This is a genomic window from Bartonella sp. AU18XJBT, assembly GCF_028618595.1.
GTDB lineage: Bacteria > Pseudomonadota > Alphaproteobacteria > Rhizobiales > Rhizobiaceae > Bartonella.
In genome coordinates, this window is record NZ_JAQITE010000032.1 from 1 (window position 1) to 17,607 (window position 17,607).

General features: G+C 37.4%; 11 protein-coding genes and 1 pseudogene. 6 read left to right on the forward strand and 6 right to left on the reverse strand.

What is annotated here, in order from left to right:
- Positions 1-459: 459 nt before the first annotated feature.
- On the forward strand, positions 460-2,445 hold the full coding sequence (locus PVV60_RS07965; RefSeq protein ID WP_273724151.1) for a M23 family metallopeptidase: 1,986 nt from the start codon (positions 460-462) through the stop codon (positions 2,443-2,445).
- Positions 2,446-3,298: 853 nt separating this feature from the next.
- Here PVV60_RS07965 and PVV60_RS07970 read toward each other — a convergent pair.
- A pseudogene (locus PVV60_RS07970) lies at positions 3,299-3,505 on the reverse strand (sensor histidine kinase); the annotation flags it as partial.
- 473 nt (positions 3,506-3,978) lie between these two features.
- Here PVV60_RS07970 and PVV60_RS07975 point away from each other — a divergent pair.
- On the forward strand, positions 3,979-5,565 hold the full coding sequence (locus PVV60_RS07975; protein WP_273724152.1) for a metallophosphoesterase: 1,587 nt from the start codon (positions 3,979-3,981) through the stop codon (positions 5,563-5,565).
- A gap of 53 nt (positions 5,566-5,618) precedes the next feature.
- Here PVV60_RS07975 and PVV60_RS07980 read toward each other — a convergent pair whose 3' ends face one another.
- From PVV60_RS07980 to PVV60_RS07990, 3 genes are all read right to left on the reverse strand, one after another.
- Positions 5,619-7,040, reverse strand: a complete 1,422-nt coding sequence (locus tag PVV60_RS07980) for a sensor histidine kinase (protein ID WP_273724154.1) — start codon at positions 7,038-7,040, stop codon at positions 5,619-5,621.
- 224 nt (positions 7,041-7,264) lie between these two features.
- Entirely contained in the window at positions 7,265-7,819 is a 555-nt protein-coding gene (locus tag PVV60_RS07985; protein ID WP_273724155.1) for an RNA polymerase sigma factor, read from the reverse strand.
- Between the two features lie 7 nt (positions 7,820-7,826).
- On the reverse strand, positions 7,827-8,030 hold the full coding sequence (locus PVV60_RS07990; RefSeq protein WP_273724156.1) for a NepR family anti-sigma factor: 204 nt from the start codon (positions 8,028-8,030) through the stop codon (positions 7,827-7,829).
- A gap of 169 nt (positions 8,031-8,199) precedes the next feature.
- On the opposite strand from PVV60_RS07990, the gene PVV60_RS07995 reads away from it, so the two are divergent.
- The 4 genes from PVV60_RS07995 (at position 8,200) to PVV60_RS08010 (ending at position 11,886) form a co-directional block, all read left to right on the forward strand.
- On the forward strand, positions 8,200-8,994 hold the full coding sequence (locus tag PVV60_RS07995; RefSeq protein WP_273724157.1) for a response regulator: 795 nt from the start codon (positions 8,200-8,202) through the stop codon (positions 8,992-8,994).
- 22 nt (positions 8,995-9,016) lie between these two features.
- Positions 9,017-10,030, forward strand: coding sequence for a sensor histidine kinase (locus tag PVV60_RS08000; RefSeq protein ID WP_273724158.1), 1,014 nt, complete (start codon positions 9,017-9,019; stop codon positions 10,028-10,030).
- 996 nt (positions 10,031-11,026) lie between these two features.
- Positions 11,027-11,392 (forward strand): hypothetical protein, encoded by a 366-nt coding sequence (locus PVV60_RS08005; RefSeq protein WP_273724164.1) that lies wholly within the window; start codon positions 11,027-11,029, stop codon positions 11,390-11,392.
- Between the two features lie 44 nt (positions 11,393-11,436).
- Positions 11,437-11,886 (forward strand): hypothetical protein, encoded by a 450-nt coding sequence (locus PVV60_RS08010; RefSeq protein WP_273724160.1) that lies wholly within the window; start codon positions 11,437-11,439, stop codon positions 11,884-11,886.
- A gap of 283 nt (positions 11,887-12,169) precedes the next feature.
- On the opposite strand, the gene PVV60_RS08015 is transcribed toward PVV60_RS08010, so the two are convergent.
- Complete coding sequence (locus PVV60_RS08015; protein ID WP_273724161.1) at positions 12,170-12,931, reverse strand: DUF4167 domain-containing protein; 762 nt, start codon at positions 12,929-12,931, stop codon at positions 12,170-12,172.
- A 1,680-nt stretch (positions 12,932-14,611) separates the two neighbouring features.
- Positions 14,612-15,055, reverse strand: coding sequence for a hypothetical protein (locus tag PVV60_RS08020; protein ID WP_273724162.1), 444 nt, complete (start codon positions 15,053-15,055; stop codon positions 14,612-14,614).
- Positions 15,056-17,607: the final 2,552 nt, after the last annotated feature.

Sequence of the window (17,607 nt, forward strand, 5' to 3'; positions counted from 1 at the left end):
TAAAACAAGAGCAAAACCAACCATCGCAAGCAGAAACCGCTCTCGTTACTCCCCGTATATAGTACTCTTTCAACCAAAGAGTCAATATCATTTTTTACTTTTTTTAAAAATAAAATAACATAAACAACTGGTTGTATTTCAATATATTACACTAAAATAAAAATTAAAAATGAAAATAGAAAGAGTTAAAGGAAATATAGCGACTTTAACGTAAAACATAGCACCTCATTGCAATGTATAAAAATAGGAAGTGCCTAGGAATGGCTTAATCACAATAACGCTTGTTTTATGTTACTTTAATAAGGAAATTTTTCTGCACAGGTACGATTTATAAAGACATTTCTGTATAAAGAGAATTCGCATGATCTGTAATTTGTAAAAAGAATCAAATTCCTGTAGAAACATGCTAAGCTATGCTAGCTTTCTTTATTTAATATTGAAAAAGTACTCTTAAAATCTATGTGGGATAACGAACAACAAAAAAACGATCCCGGACGGGACCCTGCTCTTGTCGTTAAACGCTTGCGTCCTGCGCGCCGACAAGTTTCGGCCCGTTGGCTTACGGGAACCGTTCTGACAGGAATCACTTCCTGCATTCTTATGGGTATTGCACTTTTTACGGCTCTTGATGAACAACAGCGATTGGTAACCCCTCCACAATGGTTTACGCAAGAAAACCTATCAGAATCACAAGATCCTGAAGCCAATGGGTATAAAGGTGATCGTATTTCTCCCACCCATGCACGGCAAAGCTTTGACAGAAAACGTCAATTTGAACTATCGATTCTGCAAAAAAAAGGCGATGAACAAGTTATTCAAACACAACATTTTGAATGGATTCGTATGGCTTTAGCCGAAAAGCGCCCCCAGAAATATAGCTATCCAAAATTTGATTCTTTAAGCATTCTTGCCAGTGATTCGGAAAATCAAAGCGCCAAACCACAAGATTCTGGACAGATTTATGGAGCAAAGGTTGAAACAAAAATCACCTTACGCAACTATGATTTTAAGGTAAATCAATTCGATTTTGATGATAACGATACACTGACAGATGAAGAGGCACAACAAGAAGTGCAAAAAGCTGGATTTACTTTAGAAAAAAGTACCGAACTTCTTTCAGTTCTCACATTGATTGATCCTTTAAAATTAGAAGATGCATCCTCTGATTCTCAAGGCACAGAATCCCCTGAAGTTCGCATTGTTCAAGAAAATGTAACCGTTTCTCCTCAAAGTCACCGTATCGATCTGACAAAAAACTATGTTGAAGATATTATTCCTATTCGTAAAAAACAAAAGATAGCCGATGCTTTCAAAAAAACCAGTTATACAAAAAAGCAAATTGAACAGGTTGTAAAAACGCTAGAAAAAATCAGCCTTTCCGATACCCTTAAAGAGGGAAGTCTTTTACGCATTGGTATCGTGACACAAGCTGGTGAAGAAGACCATCTCGTACGCGCAAGTATCTATCAAGGGATGCATCATGTTCTCACCATTGCCCTAAATGATAAAGGACAATTCATTGAAAGCACAGAGCCTAAAATGTCTAAAGCACTTAAAACGGCTTTTCAAAATGGTATTCCGCATTCTTATGTCAATAGCGCGCAATTACCAACAGCTTATGATGCACTCTATAGTGCGTTGCTAAGCCATAATATATCACAATCTCTCTCTCATCGTCTTATTCGTCTGCTTGCCACCAATATTGACATGAAAAGTCCAATAACCCCCAATGATCAAATCGAAATATTTTATGCCGTACCGCAAAGCGATAAAGAAAATCAAAACGGCAAAAAGAACTTGAAAACAAAGGAAGCATCAAAAAACACTGATCCAGAAATTCGTTATATTAGCGCAACTTTTGGAAATACAACTTATAAATATTACCGTTATCAATTAAAAGATGGAAGCGTTGATTATTATGATTCTGAAGGGAGGAGTTCAAAGCCTTTCTTGCTGCGCAAACCCACACCAAATGGGATTTTTGGCTCCCCCTTTGGTCCACGTAAACATCCTATTTTAGGCTATGTTCGCATGCATACGGGTGTTGATTGGGTTGCTCCTAAAGGATCACCCATTATTGCTGTAGGAGATGGTATTGTTACAAGAGTAGGTGTAACAGGTGGCTATGGAAATCACACAGAAATTCAACATGCCAATGGATATGTCAGCAGTTATTCACACCAAAGCCGTTATGCACCAGACATCAAACCAGGCGTGAAAGTACGACAAGGACAAATCATTGGATATGTTGGAACAACAGGAATGGCAACCGGTCCCCATTGTCATTTTGAAATCATTGTCAATGGCGTCAAAGTTGATCCCATGCGCATCCGTATACCGGATAGCAAAGCCTTAACCAATCAAGACCTACAAACATTCCTACAAGAAAAAAACAATATTGATACCTTGATAAACAGCCCGATAACACCCTCCGAAGAGACTTAAAGCATAAAAGCATCTGCATTTTACGACTCAAAACATCTAAACAATATGCTTTAGCGCTTATTTTCCTTAAAGAGATTTCCGCACTTTAAATATCTATTAAAGAATACACCGAAATATGCCACCACCCAAGGTCGCATAACAATGATTAAAAATAAAACGCCCTTCCCTTTGCAGGTTTACGCACAATAGAAAAGTGCAAAATATGAAACCCGAAAAGGCTAACTCTTCTTGTTTGTTTTATCAAAACGATAAAAATCCCTTTTTTCCATGCAATAAAATTTTAATCAAAGGTGAGTTTTTCTAAAGGATGAAGATTCTAACACCCATATCATTCTATAAACAACCCGACTTCTTGTTGAAGAGATTTCACCTGTTGAATGCTTATGCTGTTCATAGCCCTAAAGGACGGTGTTTCATAAACTTTATGAGCAAATTTTACCTAAGAATATTCGTTACACACTTTTACACAAACACCATATATTTAAAGTTTTACATACCTTACAAAAAATAACAAAACTTGAAAAAACAATCTCTTCGCAAAGAAATAGAGCTTACTAATATAAGTATTATTATTGGCTTAAAGGAGCTCTTATTCAAAATAAATTTAAATTTTAACTTAAGCACTTCAAAGCTATAAAACATACAAAAAAGGATAATTTTAAAAGCCGATAATCGGAGTAAACAAAGCGAAAAACAAAGAGAGCAAAAGATGAAGAAGAAAAGTTTCTTCTCTTGAAAACAATTGACAAGCTAATATGAATGGTGCTGTTTTCGTGTTATCTAAGTCATATTTTATTCTCATTTTTATTAAAACGAACAAGCAGAAAACAAAGAGTTGATCCCTTTTAAAAATTCAGTCAGAGCTTTTTTTTGAACTATTCATGCTAAGTTTTGGTAAAGGAATAACAATCTTTGTGCCTCCTAAAGCAGAAGTTTCAAACAGAGGTTTTTCACCAAATTGCATACAGAGCTGTTCCACAACCACACGACCAAGCCCTGTTTTTTGTTCTAAAGTTTGGCTTTTCATTCCCACGCCATCATCTTTTACAATGAATATCAATTATCTATTGGGCTCAGAGCCAAATGACAAATTCTTTGACAATATTTTATATAGAGGGCAAAAGCATTTTTCAAAAGAAATAACTACCTTATCGAAGCACAGAGGAAAACTCTCCATATTAAAAGCTTATAGCCTTCTCTTAAAGCTTTATACAAACCTCGTTATTAATGAGGCACTTTACCTTTAATTTATACCACAAAAAAAACATAAAGCTTTGTTTCTAGAATTTTTCACACATCATTTGATGGAGAAGAATAAAGATAGCAATTGTAAAAAGAAAAACGCAGAAATCGAGTACGATTTGCAAGTTGGTCTTATTGTTTTCAGTATGAGCTTTTTTGAGAGCCAAACCGTATCATCTGAGAGATGTGTGACCGCAATGCGATTCGTGAAAAATTAAATTTAAAGTTCCTAATTGATATGACAGCTCTCAGGTATTTTCTGCAGTTGTTTCAGTTTTTGATGATAACATTATGAAATACAAAATAATAGTTACTATGATTTTTTTTACCACCTTTGTTTGTATGAAGCCTTATAGCCTTCACGCGCAGAATATTTGTGTAAAGAACGACCCAAGGCGAGATTTTATCAATACATTACCTAAACCAAAACGAATTGCGCAGGATATTTGTGTAAAGAACAAGCCAAGGCGAGATTTTATCAATACATTACCTAAACCAAAACGAATTGCGTATGATGATCGTTCTACAGATGTATACATCGTTAATGAACTAACCAATCCGCCTAGTTCTATGGTATTAATTGATAAAGGCATAGAGCGTGGAGAATGGAAAACGGGTCCATATTGGGAGAATAAAGGGCCTTCGAATAGAATTAAATCTGGTTGTGTGGGAAAAGCAGCAACAACATCTAATGCTTGGCTTTTTGGGTCCGGAGGATGGGCTACATATAAAGTACAAGATGATGGCACTATTTTAAAATTCCGATGGTATAATCCTTATATTGGTGCCAATGAATATTTTGCTACCGCAAGCAGAAAAGGTTATTATTTTGAACGCGTGGAGGAGGGCGGTGATAACGCAAGAACAATTTGGTATATAAAAAGAAAGGAACCTATCAAAAACTATACGGTTGTCATAGCAGCTGATCCGCAGCCATGGCGTTTGGATACTGGCGATCCTAACGCGAACAGCAACCGACAGCCATGGATAGAGGAAAATAAGAAAGTCGCCCGTGCGATAGAATCACATGCAGCTTCATTTTATATTATCAATGGCGACTTAACTGAATTTGGTCGTCCTCAAACCTATCAAGATTATGCCGATATCTATAAAAGTATCGCTTATCCTGTCTATGAAGGACTAGGGAATCATGACTATTACAATAATATTGGTGATTGTATGATACCGCTAACAAGTCTTTCAAAGAATGCATGTGCAATAAGTGCTGTGCAAAGAATGTTGCAAGAACTAAAGAAATATAGCCGCTCTTTACCTGAGTTCAATCAACATGTAACTTCTCGTGTGCTTATCCGTTATGAAAGGGCCTATAACATAATAACAGGAAGTTTAAGCTACTCATGGGATTATGGAGATATTCACTATGTGCAACTTCACAATTATCCAACTTATACGGCTAATTTATCTGGCGATTACACTAAAGTAAGGATAATGAGCGCTCTTAGGTGGCTAAAAAAAGATTTAGCTGCTGCTGATGCAAGAGGGAAAGTTACAATCCTCAACTTTCACGATGCTCGTCCCTATTTTGGAGATAAAGATTCGCATTTTCTCCATCCGAAAAATGCTCGACGTCTTGCTGCATTTAAATCCATCATTACAAATCACAATGTCAAAGCAATTTTTGTAGGACACGAACATCAACATGTCTATTGCCGTGCACAGGATGATAAAGTCTTTGGAAACATCCCAGTCTATACAGCAGGAGCACTCTTTAGAGGAGACTACTATCTCGTCAATGTGCGAGGGAAAAATATTTACGTAAAAGCTTATAATGGAAAAACAGGAAAACCCGTTTTGGTCGAAAATTTAGGACGAAATGGAGCCAACACCTCCCTCGCGGAGAGTTGTAGTAATTTATGAGAACATTTTTTTACTTTCAACTTTCACACACAAAGGAAGCAACTTCAAATAACCTAGGTTGCCTCCTTTGCACCACCTGTATTAAGTTTTGGTAAAGGAATAACAATCTTTGTGCCTCCTAAAGCAGAAGTTTCAAACAGAGGTTTTTCACCAAATTGCATACAGAGCTGTTCCACAACCACACGACCAAGTCCTGTTTTTTGTTCTAAAGTTTGGCTTTTCATTCCCACGCCATCATCTTCTACAATGAGCATCAATTGTCCATCTTTCTGAGGACCAAAAGAGATATAAATATGACCCGACCGTTGATCAGGAAAGGCATGTTTTAAGGAATTGGTCAGCAGTTCACCAAGGATAATTCCAAGTGTTGTGGCATCTCTTGAAGAGAGACGACAATCTTTAAAGTTCGTATGAATAGTAATGTTTTCACGCAATTCAAAAGGGACCGCTAATTCGACATCATGCACAACAGAACTGAGAAAATCAGCCAAGAAAGTCGTTTCCATATCATCACTCAAGCGCAAACGACGGTGTGCTGTGGAAATTGTCTGAATACGATCCCGTGCGGCCCCAAGCACAGAACGCACCTCTTCATTTTTACTCCGACTTAATTGAAGCCCCAGCAAAGAAGACACCGTCCCAAGAGAGTTGCCAATGCGATGGCTTGCATCCTGCAACAATATTTCAACCCGTTGGCGCTCCTTTTCGGCGTGATTGCGTGCTCTTTCTAATTCTTGTGTTCGTTCTTTCACACGGGCTTCCAGGGCGATATTTTCGCTATGAAGCAGCAATTGATACAATTTTAAAGAACGCACATCACGATGAAAACGATTAATAACAAAATAGGCAGAAATAAAAGTACTCACAACAGAAACAATAGCCGCCAATGTTAAAGCAGCCCGCATCAATGCGATGCCCTCACGCTGTTTTTGTCGCACCACATCATCGCCATTAATAAAACTTGTCATCAATTGAGCTAAACGTGCCACAGGAATCTTTGATACTTCCAGAGACGCGGAAGGTTGAGAAGATTGATCGGGAAGTGTATCAAGAGCTTGCATATGAGCATTCATAAATGCTTTTCGTGCTTCGACTTCCTTTTTAAAAGCCGTAAACCACTCATCCCATTGCGGATGTGCATAAACAATAAGCTCCGTATAATCGAGAATATCCTCGAGTTCTCGTGCCGCATTTTCAAAATGTGCTTTATCTTCTGGCTTGCGCGTTTTTGCATAGCTGCGATCAGCAACAGCCATATCAATCAAGCTAATAAGGACCAAATCAGCCTGTTCGCGCAATTCCGAACTTGTATTCAACTGTGCGACTTCTCGATCAACGGCATTTGAAAGCAACATAATAAAAACCGAGGCCAAAAGAGCCATAACAAGAGAAACAACAATCGCAGCCCACCGCCAGCGTGATATCGTTGCATCAGAAGAAGGCATTTGAGGCATCAAATTTGTTTTTGTTGTCATAGAATGTCCATTGGCGAACTTGAAAGTCGTCATTTTTCAGCACAAAGGAAGGCAACCTTATGGAACATAAAACCCAAAGCCCGTGAAAAAGTTTTATACAGGCTTTTCTTGTGTTCCTAAGGATACACGCCAAACTTCTGAATTTCCTCAGATACTGACTTTACTGTAATAGCTATAACGGGAATAAAAAAAACAAGGCTATCGATCATAATTATTATGCTTTTTTAGCCGTTAAATGAACACAATGTACTTCCAGCTGAATAAGAATCAGGACCATAATCAGACTCACCATCTACCTTAAGAAGTTCTTGTAATCGATTACGCGCCCTGCTCACACGGCTTTTAATGGTTCCAACAGCACAACCACAAATAGCCGCAGCATCTTCATAAGAAAACCCCGATGCGCCTATGAGAATAATGGCTTCTCTTTGATCGGCAGAAAGCAAATTTAAGGCTTTTTTGAAATCTTGCAAATCAAGCGATCCATATTGAGCAGGATGAACCGCGACATTTTGAGTAAACACACCGTCGGTATCTTGAACTTCTCTTCCCTTTTTACGCATTTGACTATAAAATTCATTGCGCAAAATGGTAAAAAGCCAAGCTTTAAGATTGGTTCCCATCTCAAAACTATCTTGCTTAGCCCATGCCTTCATAACAGTATCTTGGACCAAATCTTCAGCTTTATCGTGCTTGCCACTTAAAGAAACAGCAAAAGCTCGTAAAGCTGGCAACACAGAAAGGAGTTCTTGTTTAAAATTTTTCGCGCACTTTGACATAAAGGATTCAAACCTTTTCCACATTGTTTAAGCCAAATTGCTCTGCGCGCTCCAACTTCTCTAAAAGATCGAGTAAACACCGTGGCAGTGCTTCTTCTTGAATTTCCATGTAAAATTGACGTAACTTCCGTGCTATTTCGCTATTGACCCCGAGAAGATCATCTCCAACTTTAAATTGTGTGGTGAGATTTTTTTCATCACGGTCGTTCATTTTTCATCCCCCTAATCCATATAATATCAGTAGCACCGCGAAGAATTTTTTCGCCTTATGGTTGTAAATATAGCTGTCGGTAAAAAGTTCCATACAAATCAAGGAACTTTTTTATTGGCTGAGAATTTCAACCAACAAAATGCTTGAAAGGTCAAAGGAGTTATAAATTATGTCATTATCAACGCGCATTGCCCCGCATCTTCCCTATCTTCGGCGTTTTGCCCGCTCTGTCACCGGTAGCCAATCCTCTGGCGATGCTTATGTGTCAGCGATGTTGGAAGCACTCATTGCCGATATCTCCATTTTCCCCAAAGCATCTAGTGACAGAATTGGTACCTATTGGCTGTTTTGCCATCTTTTTGACCAAACCACACCGAACATCCCTGAACCTCTGCCCCAATTTGGTCTTGAACAAAAAACCAGTGCCAAATTATCCTATCTCACACCCCGTGCACGCCAAGCATTTTTGCTCATTGCCGTTGAAGGATTTCATGAACGAGAAGCCAGCGAAATCATGAATCTTGATACAAAAGAATTTCGCAAGCTTCTCAACCAAGCATCCATTGATATTTCTCAACAAATTGCCACTGAAGTCATGATTATTGAAGATGAACCTCTTATTGCGCTTGATATTGAGCAAATGGTAGAAAGCCTAGGTCATCATGTTGTTGGAATAGCGCGCACGCGTGATGAAGCTGTCCTCATGTATCATAAGAAAAAACCACGGTTGATTTTGGCTGATATTCAATTAGCCGATAACAGTTCAGGTATTGACGCGGTCAACGAGATTTTGAAAAATGACCGTATACCGGTGATTTTCATCACGGCTTTTCCCGAAAGGCTGCTGACCGGCGAGCGTCCAGAACCAACTTTTTTAGTGACCAAACCTTTTAACCCGGATATGGTGAAAGCGCTTATTTCTCAAGCTTTATTTTTTCAAGAGAATGCTTCTAAAGCGGCTTAGAACAGAGTAACATCTTAAAATTATGATCGTTACGCCTCTTTCAAAGCCTCCCATGGATAGATCTCATATGAGTGCACTCATGCAAGCGATTCGTGGTGCTGATATTTGTGTTCTCTATCAGGCAACAAATCTGGTTTATTTATGGGCTGAAAACTTGCCACACCATTTGCACAATAAATGGCGGGTTGGGTGTCGTGACAGCGACTTTTTTTCGCTTGACCTTGCAGACAATATGGAAACCATAAAACTGCAAGTTTTAGCTAGTGGCAAAATGCAAACTGTTGAAGCCCGTTTTGAAGATACAAAAAAACAAGAGATTTGGTATAAATTTTCTATTGATTGCCACCGCAATGATAATGGAGACATTATCGGTATTATCACCACTGGTGTTAATATCTCCGGCTTACGCCGCCGCGAACAAGTGCTGAAAATCCTTCTTCGCGAGGTCAGTCACCGTTCTAAAAATCTTCTAGCGATCATTCAAAGTATTTCCAGCCAAACCGCCCGCTATACTGAATCTCTTCAAGTTTTCTTACGCAAATTTCAAGGTCGTCTTCATTCTCTTTCTCATTCTCAAGATCTGATCACTGATTCCGATTGGCGTGGTGCTCAATTTCGCGAATTGGTTCAAACGCAGGCTTTAGGCTATTTTATGAAAGAAACAGAACGTTTTTCACTTGAAGGCGTAGATCCTTATCTTTTTCCCAATGCCGCTTTGCATATTGGTTTGGCTTTTCATGAACTGATTGTCAATTCTCTTTCTTTTGGAGCCCTTTCCCAAGAAAAGGGAAGCATTTGTGTACGCTGTGAAATCGAAACAAAACTCAATGGCAAAACGCAACTTATCATCACTTGGCATGAAAATTTTGAATCTGGCATCCCTCCCACAAACAATAAAAAAGCCTGTTTTGGTAGTGCCGTTCTCGAAAAAATCGTTCCCATTTCCGTGAATGGTTCAGCTTCCCTCAAATTGACACAAGAAGGAATTGTCTATTGCCTCTCTGTGCCTGATACTTATTTTGATATTTTTTCTTAAAAGAGCATTTCAAACAATAAATAAACAAGAGAAGTTTCTCTTTTTTAGCAAAATTTCTCATCTGTTTTATTAAACACAAGATATTTTCCACCCCTTTAAACCAACCTCTATAATCCCCCAATAGTTCCCCAAAACCTTAACGATGAGAACTGAAAGCCACATAAAGTCCATTCCCGCTGTCAATCAACTTCCATCCCTCATATAACCGCATATTTTAAGAGAGAAACCAAAACAATGAAGAGTAAACCGTTTCAGTTTTTATATGCCAAATAAAAGCGAGTCTATTACCCACCTCTTTTTGTGTTATTTTCGCAATGCGCATACAATTTTATTTTGGCAGAATATGAAATTTTAAGGAGTAAAGCTAACATCCATCATCACTCTTCAGCTTTACGGGACTAAAGCATCCACGACAACAACAATTAACTGATGAAATTACATATTTTATGCTTTTATTTATCGCATTCTTTAATGGAGATATCCTCTTCAGATACAATAGGACATCCTAAAACAGAATACACTTGTGTTTTTCATTCACGCACTTTTTTTAATATTTCCCAGCGCATCCACGCTCATTTCAAAACAGTGTCTGTAAATAAAATATAATATCCCCCGTAAAGTGAACCATCAAGCACGCCCCTTTTTACTCCCCATCCTTCTTTACCTTCATACCTCTTTTCACTTCATAAAAGTAGTAGCTGAGCATTATCATACCCTTTGTCCCTCATGTTGCAACAGCCATTGACCTTTAAGAGCCTCCACAAGAGGCATTTTAGTCTTTTTTCAAATATTTCTCACCAACATAAAGCCCATACACACCCTTTTATGACGTGCAAGCCAATGACTTTGATTGTTCACTATAGACGTGCATCTCAAAGGGGGAACTAAAATCTCAGACGCGGAACTAAAAAACTGTAAAAACGTTTAACAGTGAAGAAGCCCCTAGGCTGACAAATTGGAGCCCATGCTGTCAACCTATCATTTGGAAAATAATTGATGAATCCCCTTGTTTTTATCCTCTTATTAGTTTCATGTACAGATGATTTTAATAGTTGCTATTCGAACAATACAATGGTTAAAATCTATCCAACAGCTCAAGCATGTGAACAAGCCATGATACCGTCCACAAAAAAGTTTGCATTTTCTGGACAACAAATTTTTGCTCAATGTACAAACGTACATGCAAATCTACATCAACAAGAAGTAAAATTGATCTGGTCTGTAACAAACCATGGAAATTTCCTGCTTAAAAGCCAAAACGTAAATAACAAGATATCCACAGTCCAGAAAGAAGGTGTTTTACCAACATCGCTTCCTCTTTTGCATTCTTCTTCCACAAACCTCTTGCAGAAAAAACTTTAAAAGCATAAACCCATCAGATCTCAAAAAAATACTCAATGAAAGACATGATTGATAATAAGCGCATGCAACCTTCAAAAGACCATCACACAGAGCAAAACTCTCTGCCTCAAGATCTCCCTTTAGATCCTGCTGTAGAACGAGTGAGAAAAAAACTTATGGGTTTAATGATTATTTCCGTTTTAATAACGCTTTTCCTTATTCTAACCGTACTGTTTTTAATTGTTTATAAAGTGATAACAACCGGATCAGCGCCAAAACAAACAGAGCTATCTTCCTCTCCCAACCAAAACCCACACGTTATCCATCATACGCTCTCTCTACCGGAAAAAACACAGATTTTGTCGCAAAGCCTCTCAGAACACAATATTGTACTGAAAGTTTTAACCCCTGATGGACAGACAAAATTTATGATTTACAATTATCACACCGGTACATTAATCGCCGTTCTTTTTGTTGAAACAACAAAAGAAAGTTCGAAGATAATGCCTCATTAAGCAAACGAACATCACCACAAGCGTTTAACAAGCATCTCGGAAGATTTAAGCATTTTCCTCTGCTTCAAGATTGACCACTTAGGCGACAGCGCGGTTTTCTCTGTACCCCCTTACTTAAATCTCAGCAAAGAGGCAATCTTTTCTGCCAACTGCCTTCGTTAAGTTCCTGATACTGCCCCCGTGAAAATTCAAAGAAAGTGCAAAAAGCTTCTTGAGCATATATAATTTATCATCATGATGCCAATAACATCACCATAAGCGCTTACATAGTATCCCTGAGGATTTAAACATTTTCCTCTGCTTCAAGATTGACCACTCGGCGACGGCGTGGTTTTCTCTGCATCCCCTCACCTAATCCAGGCAACGAAGAAGCCTCTTTTGTTGCTGTTGATGCATCTCCATTGCTCGTGCTTTCTGCTGTTGTAAGTGAAAGCTCAAGAGATGATTCATCTTGTGGCCGTACAGTACGTCGACGGGGAGAACGACGTGTTTTTTTGACGGGTTCAACATTTTTCTCAGAGCAACAGTGCTCTTGATCCGTTTTTTCATCCGATAGAGCCTCTAAAGCATTCTCACGCGCATCACCATTTCGCGTTTTAGCATATTGGCCATTGCCATTTTTTTGCGACGGCATCTGTAATACATCTGTAGCATCCTCAACAGCATCCTTTTTTTCGCCGTCAAGATTTATTTCACCGCATTCTTGCCCATTGTTTTCATCACGATTTTCGTTTTCATCACCACGATTTTCATCACGTCGAACCGATTGAGACATTTGCCCAGCTGCTGCTAAAATAATACGCAAATAGTGCTCAGCATGTTGTAAATAATTCTCCGACATAACACGATCACCTGCACCTTGTGCATCACGTGCAAGGCTTATGTATTTATCGGCAATTTGCTGAGCATTCCCGCGAATCTTAACATCCGGACCGCTACTTTCATAATTGCGAGACAACGGATTAGGACCGCGACGATTATTATTGTTATTACCATTATTGTTATTATTGCGACCGCGTACCCGTCTATTTTGTTGTGGCCTCATCTTTATCCCTTTTTGGAGTGTTGATCTTTATATGTGTCTTAATTGACGCTTCCTCATTGCATTACCTTTTGATAATGCTGATCATGTTTAACATACGGTTATCAAGCTATCCGCGTTTATTTCACTCAAACGAACCCTACTGATATTGATAAAAGCATATATTTTCTTGAAAATCACAAAACAGCAGGGAAATCGTAAATCAAAAATTCCCTTTTTCTCTGTCAAACAGCAGAAACCTAATGATGTTCACGTAAAATGCCAAGTGTTTTTTTAAAATAAACCATATTTCACTAAAAAAATAATTATCTTGTGGAAAACAAAAAGGAAAAAACACACACTCAACACACCTGACAAAGAAAAATCCTGCCAGAGAATATTAGAAGCTTCCTTTTTTGCTCTAAAACCACCGCTCCTAAAAACGCCGATATCCTCTCCCCTCTCGTGCATGTAACTCACAAGCACTTCCATCCCAACGAGTCACTGCGCGAACCTCTTTATTTTACGAATATAGCCTCTCTTCATCGCTAAAGCAACCCCTTGCGAGCGATAATCCACGATCGCTTCACAAAACCTCTTGATTTTTATAGATAGATTAACACGAAGTATTATTCAAGCCCTATAATCATCAAGAGATCAACTCTTTTCCAAATAAGCCAATGATACTATCAATTTCTATTTTAACCCATGAATTTTTTTAAGTTAATCACAGTTTTATTTATAACAAATTGAGCTTAAAAATAAAATATTTAAATACAAAAAATATCAAATTATGAAAAAAGACAAACATGTCACACTTTTTTTTAAAAAATCAGCTTCTTCTCAAAAAAATGCCCTCCTCAAAGTCTATCAATAAGAATGGCATAACATATTTCCTCTCTTATCTTTTTTGATAAAGAAAACTGGAATTATAAAACAAGTACATTTGTAAACCCAGCACAACGCTTTACGCATAAAGCATGCCTTGAATGTTTATAAAAGAATGTTTCTTTTTTTTACTCATTTTTGTCATGTCTATTGACTTACGCGCTCAAAGAACGAAGGTTCCCAAGTCACACTGGTCTGTCAACAATGAACATTCTTGTAAAATTCGTACACTGAATTGATTTATCATGATAATTCATATTTTTGTGCTGAGTAAGAAAACTTAATACCGTAGAATTTTTCATCCCCAATCTGTCTTCTATTGAATCAATCTCTTTTTCCTGCATGTTACACGTGGGAAAGCCTGCGTAGAATAAAAACGATAAAAAAGACTAAAAGTGCCTCCTATGAACCATCTCTACGGCTCAAAGGCTGTCGAGAAGCACCATTTGGAGCGAGCAAAGTGTGTGATAGCACCGGCTTACTCTTTTTAAAGCGTAAAGATGAACATGCTTTATAAGTTTTATACACTTCACGGGATTTTACTATTATACCATTCACCGGAACCATTACGAAATGGATTTCCCACGTCTGTTATTTCCCTTAAAAAAGCGCAACAAATCCTCCTGAAACTTCACCACACCCCCTTAAATATTTCAAGAAAGCCATCCATATCTTATGTCGCCACACCTTCAATAAGAAGTGCGATATAACAAGATCAATAAATCAGGTTACTATTGGTCTTGAGGCAGATAGTCATTTAAGAGGCTTTTATCTTTTCATCAAAATTCGCATCCTTTTAACTTCCCGTATAAAAACTTAAAAGTAATTGCGCCTTTTGCCTTTTTTATTTTCTCTTTCATTGAGAAAACAATCGCGTAAGAGAAAATAATTTCCATCCCCAGGACGGACCATCGTCAAACATTGTTTTTTTGCAGTATCAGAAAGCTTATCCCACATTTCACGAATAGCAAAATAGGCCTCACTTTCCAAATTAAGACAATGCTGATAAACTTCTCTTTTCATATCGGGCATAACGGAAGCAGAAATTTCCTTGCAATATACGCGCAGATCAAAAACAGGAATAACCAATTCAACGGGTGCTTGTTGTGTTACTTTTTTATGAGAAGAAAAATAGCTGACCACCTTTGCAACAACAAAACACAAAATCACTATACAAAAAAGTATTATGCAAACAAAAGCAATCTTGCGATATAATCTTTTGAAATAAGCTTTTTGTCTTGCGCGGATTCTTTTTTCCATAAAGATTGTACCCTTTAACATCCCAAGAGAAGCTTTTTACAGTAAAAAATGATAGCAGTATCTGTGTACACAATACAGGTTATAGCGGCAAACGATCAAGACTCTTATGTTAAAAGACTCTCTTTTTTTATCGTATAAAATTCTTGTGAAACACTTTTCTCATGCACTTTATGAAAAAATAGGGCTGATGATTTTCTCTCACCACTTTTAAAGACGAAGATTCTTCATCCACGCGGCTCTATAAACAATTCGTCTTCTTTAAGATACATCACATTGATTTATAAAGAGTATTTATTGTTTTACATATTGAATGAGAGACCCGAACATCATAGGATTCTCTCATCCTAAATTTGTTTTCTATTGAAACAATCCAAACCATGTGGCCTATAAATTACAATCGGAGCTGGCATGTGGATTAAAAACTGTACAAAAGGCATATGCCTCTTATGAAGCGTCTCACAAACCAAGACTGTCGTAACATTTGGGAACTGGAAAAATGCATGAGAGTATGAGAGTGCCGGCTTGCCTCTGCATAAGCGTAAAGATAAGAGTGCCCAATGGATTTACCGTCATTCACCGCACAAACACTTTATATATATAATCTTACATGCCCTCTATCACCGCACTCTCAAAAGGCAGTCGCTAAAACAAGATAAGAGATTATTGATGTAAAACTCCAAACAAAGAAAAGATTGGACTTTCTAATCGAGATCAACAAATACTGTTAAAGACACATTTGCATTTTTGATCATGCGAGCATGTATGATAATGTCGCTCCAAATGCGCCACCATTTTAAGCTTCACCTCATATCACTCTCTGTCAAACAGTGATAAAGATTCTTTAACTATTCAACGCCCCCTCCAATATAATCAACGCAAAGAAACGAAACCAGATACCTACATTTTTATTTGGATCTTCCCTATTGGGATAAAACACACAAGAATTTAGAGATTTCACTGCAAAACGAAATCACAAAATACAATGATGCGAATAATGAGAAAAATATCCAAAACCACCTTAATAATAGATATATAGCGCCCCTGCTATTAGAAAGTAAAAAAAGCCGCACCATTTAAAGGTGCGGCTCATGAATAGAGATACAACTAAATAAAATACAAAAGAAATCAATAATAAATGCCTATACACAAATCGTATAATATTGCAAGCTTTTTAATTATATTTATAAAAATTATCCAAAGAGAGTATAAACAATGGCTCTTTCGTATTGAGGAGATTTATTTACAATAATGCACTTTCTAAAATCACAACGTATCAAATAAATTAAAATACTTTGTAGCTTTATTGCAATATAAGACATGAAAAAACACACGTAGTTTAAGTACATGATCATAAAAACACGTTCTTTTACGCTTGTAAAAGCTGGTTTTTCTTGACTTGCATCCACCACTTCAAAAGATGAAGATTCTTCACCCAATCAGATCTATCAACGGCTCTGATTGTAGCGGGGCACATTTTGCTTTCCCACAGGATTGACTTAAACTTAAAGCTCAACAAATAAGCCCTGCCTTAAATATTTGACACGCCCTTTAAAAAACACTTCTTGTATCACTGAGAATCTTACAAAGAGGCTTACCTTATATCATCACACTAAAAGGACGGTATTTACAGCATAAGAAGGATAAGATAAATTAATAACCGCTTGTACAATCTTGTTTGATAAGAAAACAAGTGAAACTTTAGCCTTCAACTCTGCTCCAACGATACAGCATTGCTCCTCTTTATAAGAAAAGATACAATGATACGCATTTTTTTCTTATAGGCATTTTTCTGCTTTTGTCGTTTTGGCAATTAAAACTTTTCTTTTTATAGGATTTTGACAAATTAAAATTGCGATAAACTTCTTTTTTCTCTTTGAAAAGATCGTAAAAACAGCAAATTGTTTATAGATTTAAAATCATCAAACGCCCTATCCAAAGCTTTTTAAAATGATTGCAAGATTTTTTATCTTTTTTAAAATTTCTTTTGCCATGCGTTTCTGTTTGGGTACAGCTCCTTTCTCTGTAGGCTTTAAAAACTTCCCCTTAGATTTCAATATGTGCCCTACTCTCCCCAACAACGCATGATCAACTTATCCTGCAACAACGCTTCTCTATCAATTTTTTACCCTTTTTTAACACCTCAAACAGAGTGCAATTCCAAGCTCAACCGAAGATATAAATAAGGTTTATCTGATCTATAGCTTCAACCCATGCATATTGTTATGATCCGTCTTTTCTATTTTTCTTTTTCTAACAAAGAAGAACCCCCTCTAGAATGCCCAACACTGATGTTTTGAGCAATACTACTATGTATTTCTAGCGGCTTATGTGCTGTAAATTTTGAAACCAAAGAACTGTAGTCTATTTTAGGCAACGTATTGATTTATAATGATAATTTAGCGTTATTCATATTGAATGAGAGTCTCGAATAACGTAAGATTCTCTCATTTCAAACCTGCTTATCTTGAATCAATCAAAACCACTCCCTTGCACGTCACAAGCGGGATGAGTGTGTGGATAAAATTTATATAAGAAAGGAGTAAAAAATGGCT

Coding starts and splice junctions, on each gene's coding strand:
- PVV60_RS08005 (WP_273724164.1), top strand. CDS start 11,027: ATGAATCCCCTTGTTTTTATCCTCTTATTAGTTTCATGTACAGATGAT.
- PVV60_RS08020 (WP_273724162.1), bottom strand. CDS start 15,055: ATGGAAAAAAGAATCCGCGCAAGACAAAAAGCTTATTTCAAAAGATTA.
- PVV60_RS08015 (WP_273724161.1), bottom strand. CDS start 12,931: ATGAGGCCACAACAAAATAGACGGGTACGCGGTCGCAATAATAACAAT.
- PVV60_RS07975 (WP_273724152.1), top strand. CDS start 3,979: ATGAAATACAAAATAATAGTTACTATGATTTTTTTTACCACCTTTGTT.
- PVV60_RS07990 (WP_273724156.1), bottom strand. CDS start 8,030: ATGAACGACCGTGATGAAAAAAATCTCACCACACAATTTAAAGTTGGA.
- PVV60_RS08010 (WP_273724160.1), top strand. CDS start 11,437: ATGATTGATAATAAGCGCATGCAACCTTCAAAAGACCATCACACAGAG.
- PVV60_RS07985 (WP_273724155.1), bottom strand. CDS start 7,819: ATGTCAAAGTGCGCGAAAAATTTTAAACAAGAACTCCTTTCTGTGTTG.
- PVV60_RS08000 (WP_273724158.1), top strand. CDS start 9,017: ATGATCGTTACGCCTCTTTCAAAGCCTCCCATGGATAGATCTCATATG.
- PVV60_RS07995 (WP_273724157.1), top strand. CDS start 8,200: ATGTCATTATCAACGCGCATTGCCCCGCATCTTCCCTATCTTCGGCGT.
- PVV60_RS07965 (WP_273724151.1), top strand. CDS start 460: ATGTGGGATAACGAACAACAAAAAAACGATCCCGGACGGGACCCTGCT.
- PVV60_RS07980 (WP_273724154.1), bottom strand. CDS start 7,040: ATGACAACAAAAACAAATTTGATGCCTCAAATGCCTTCTTCTGATGCA.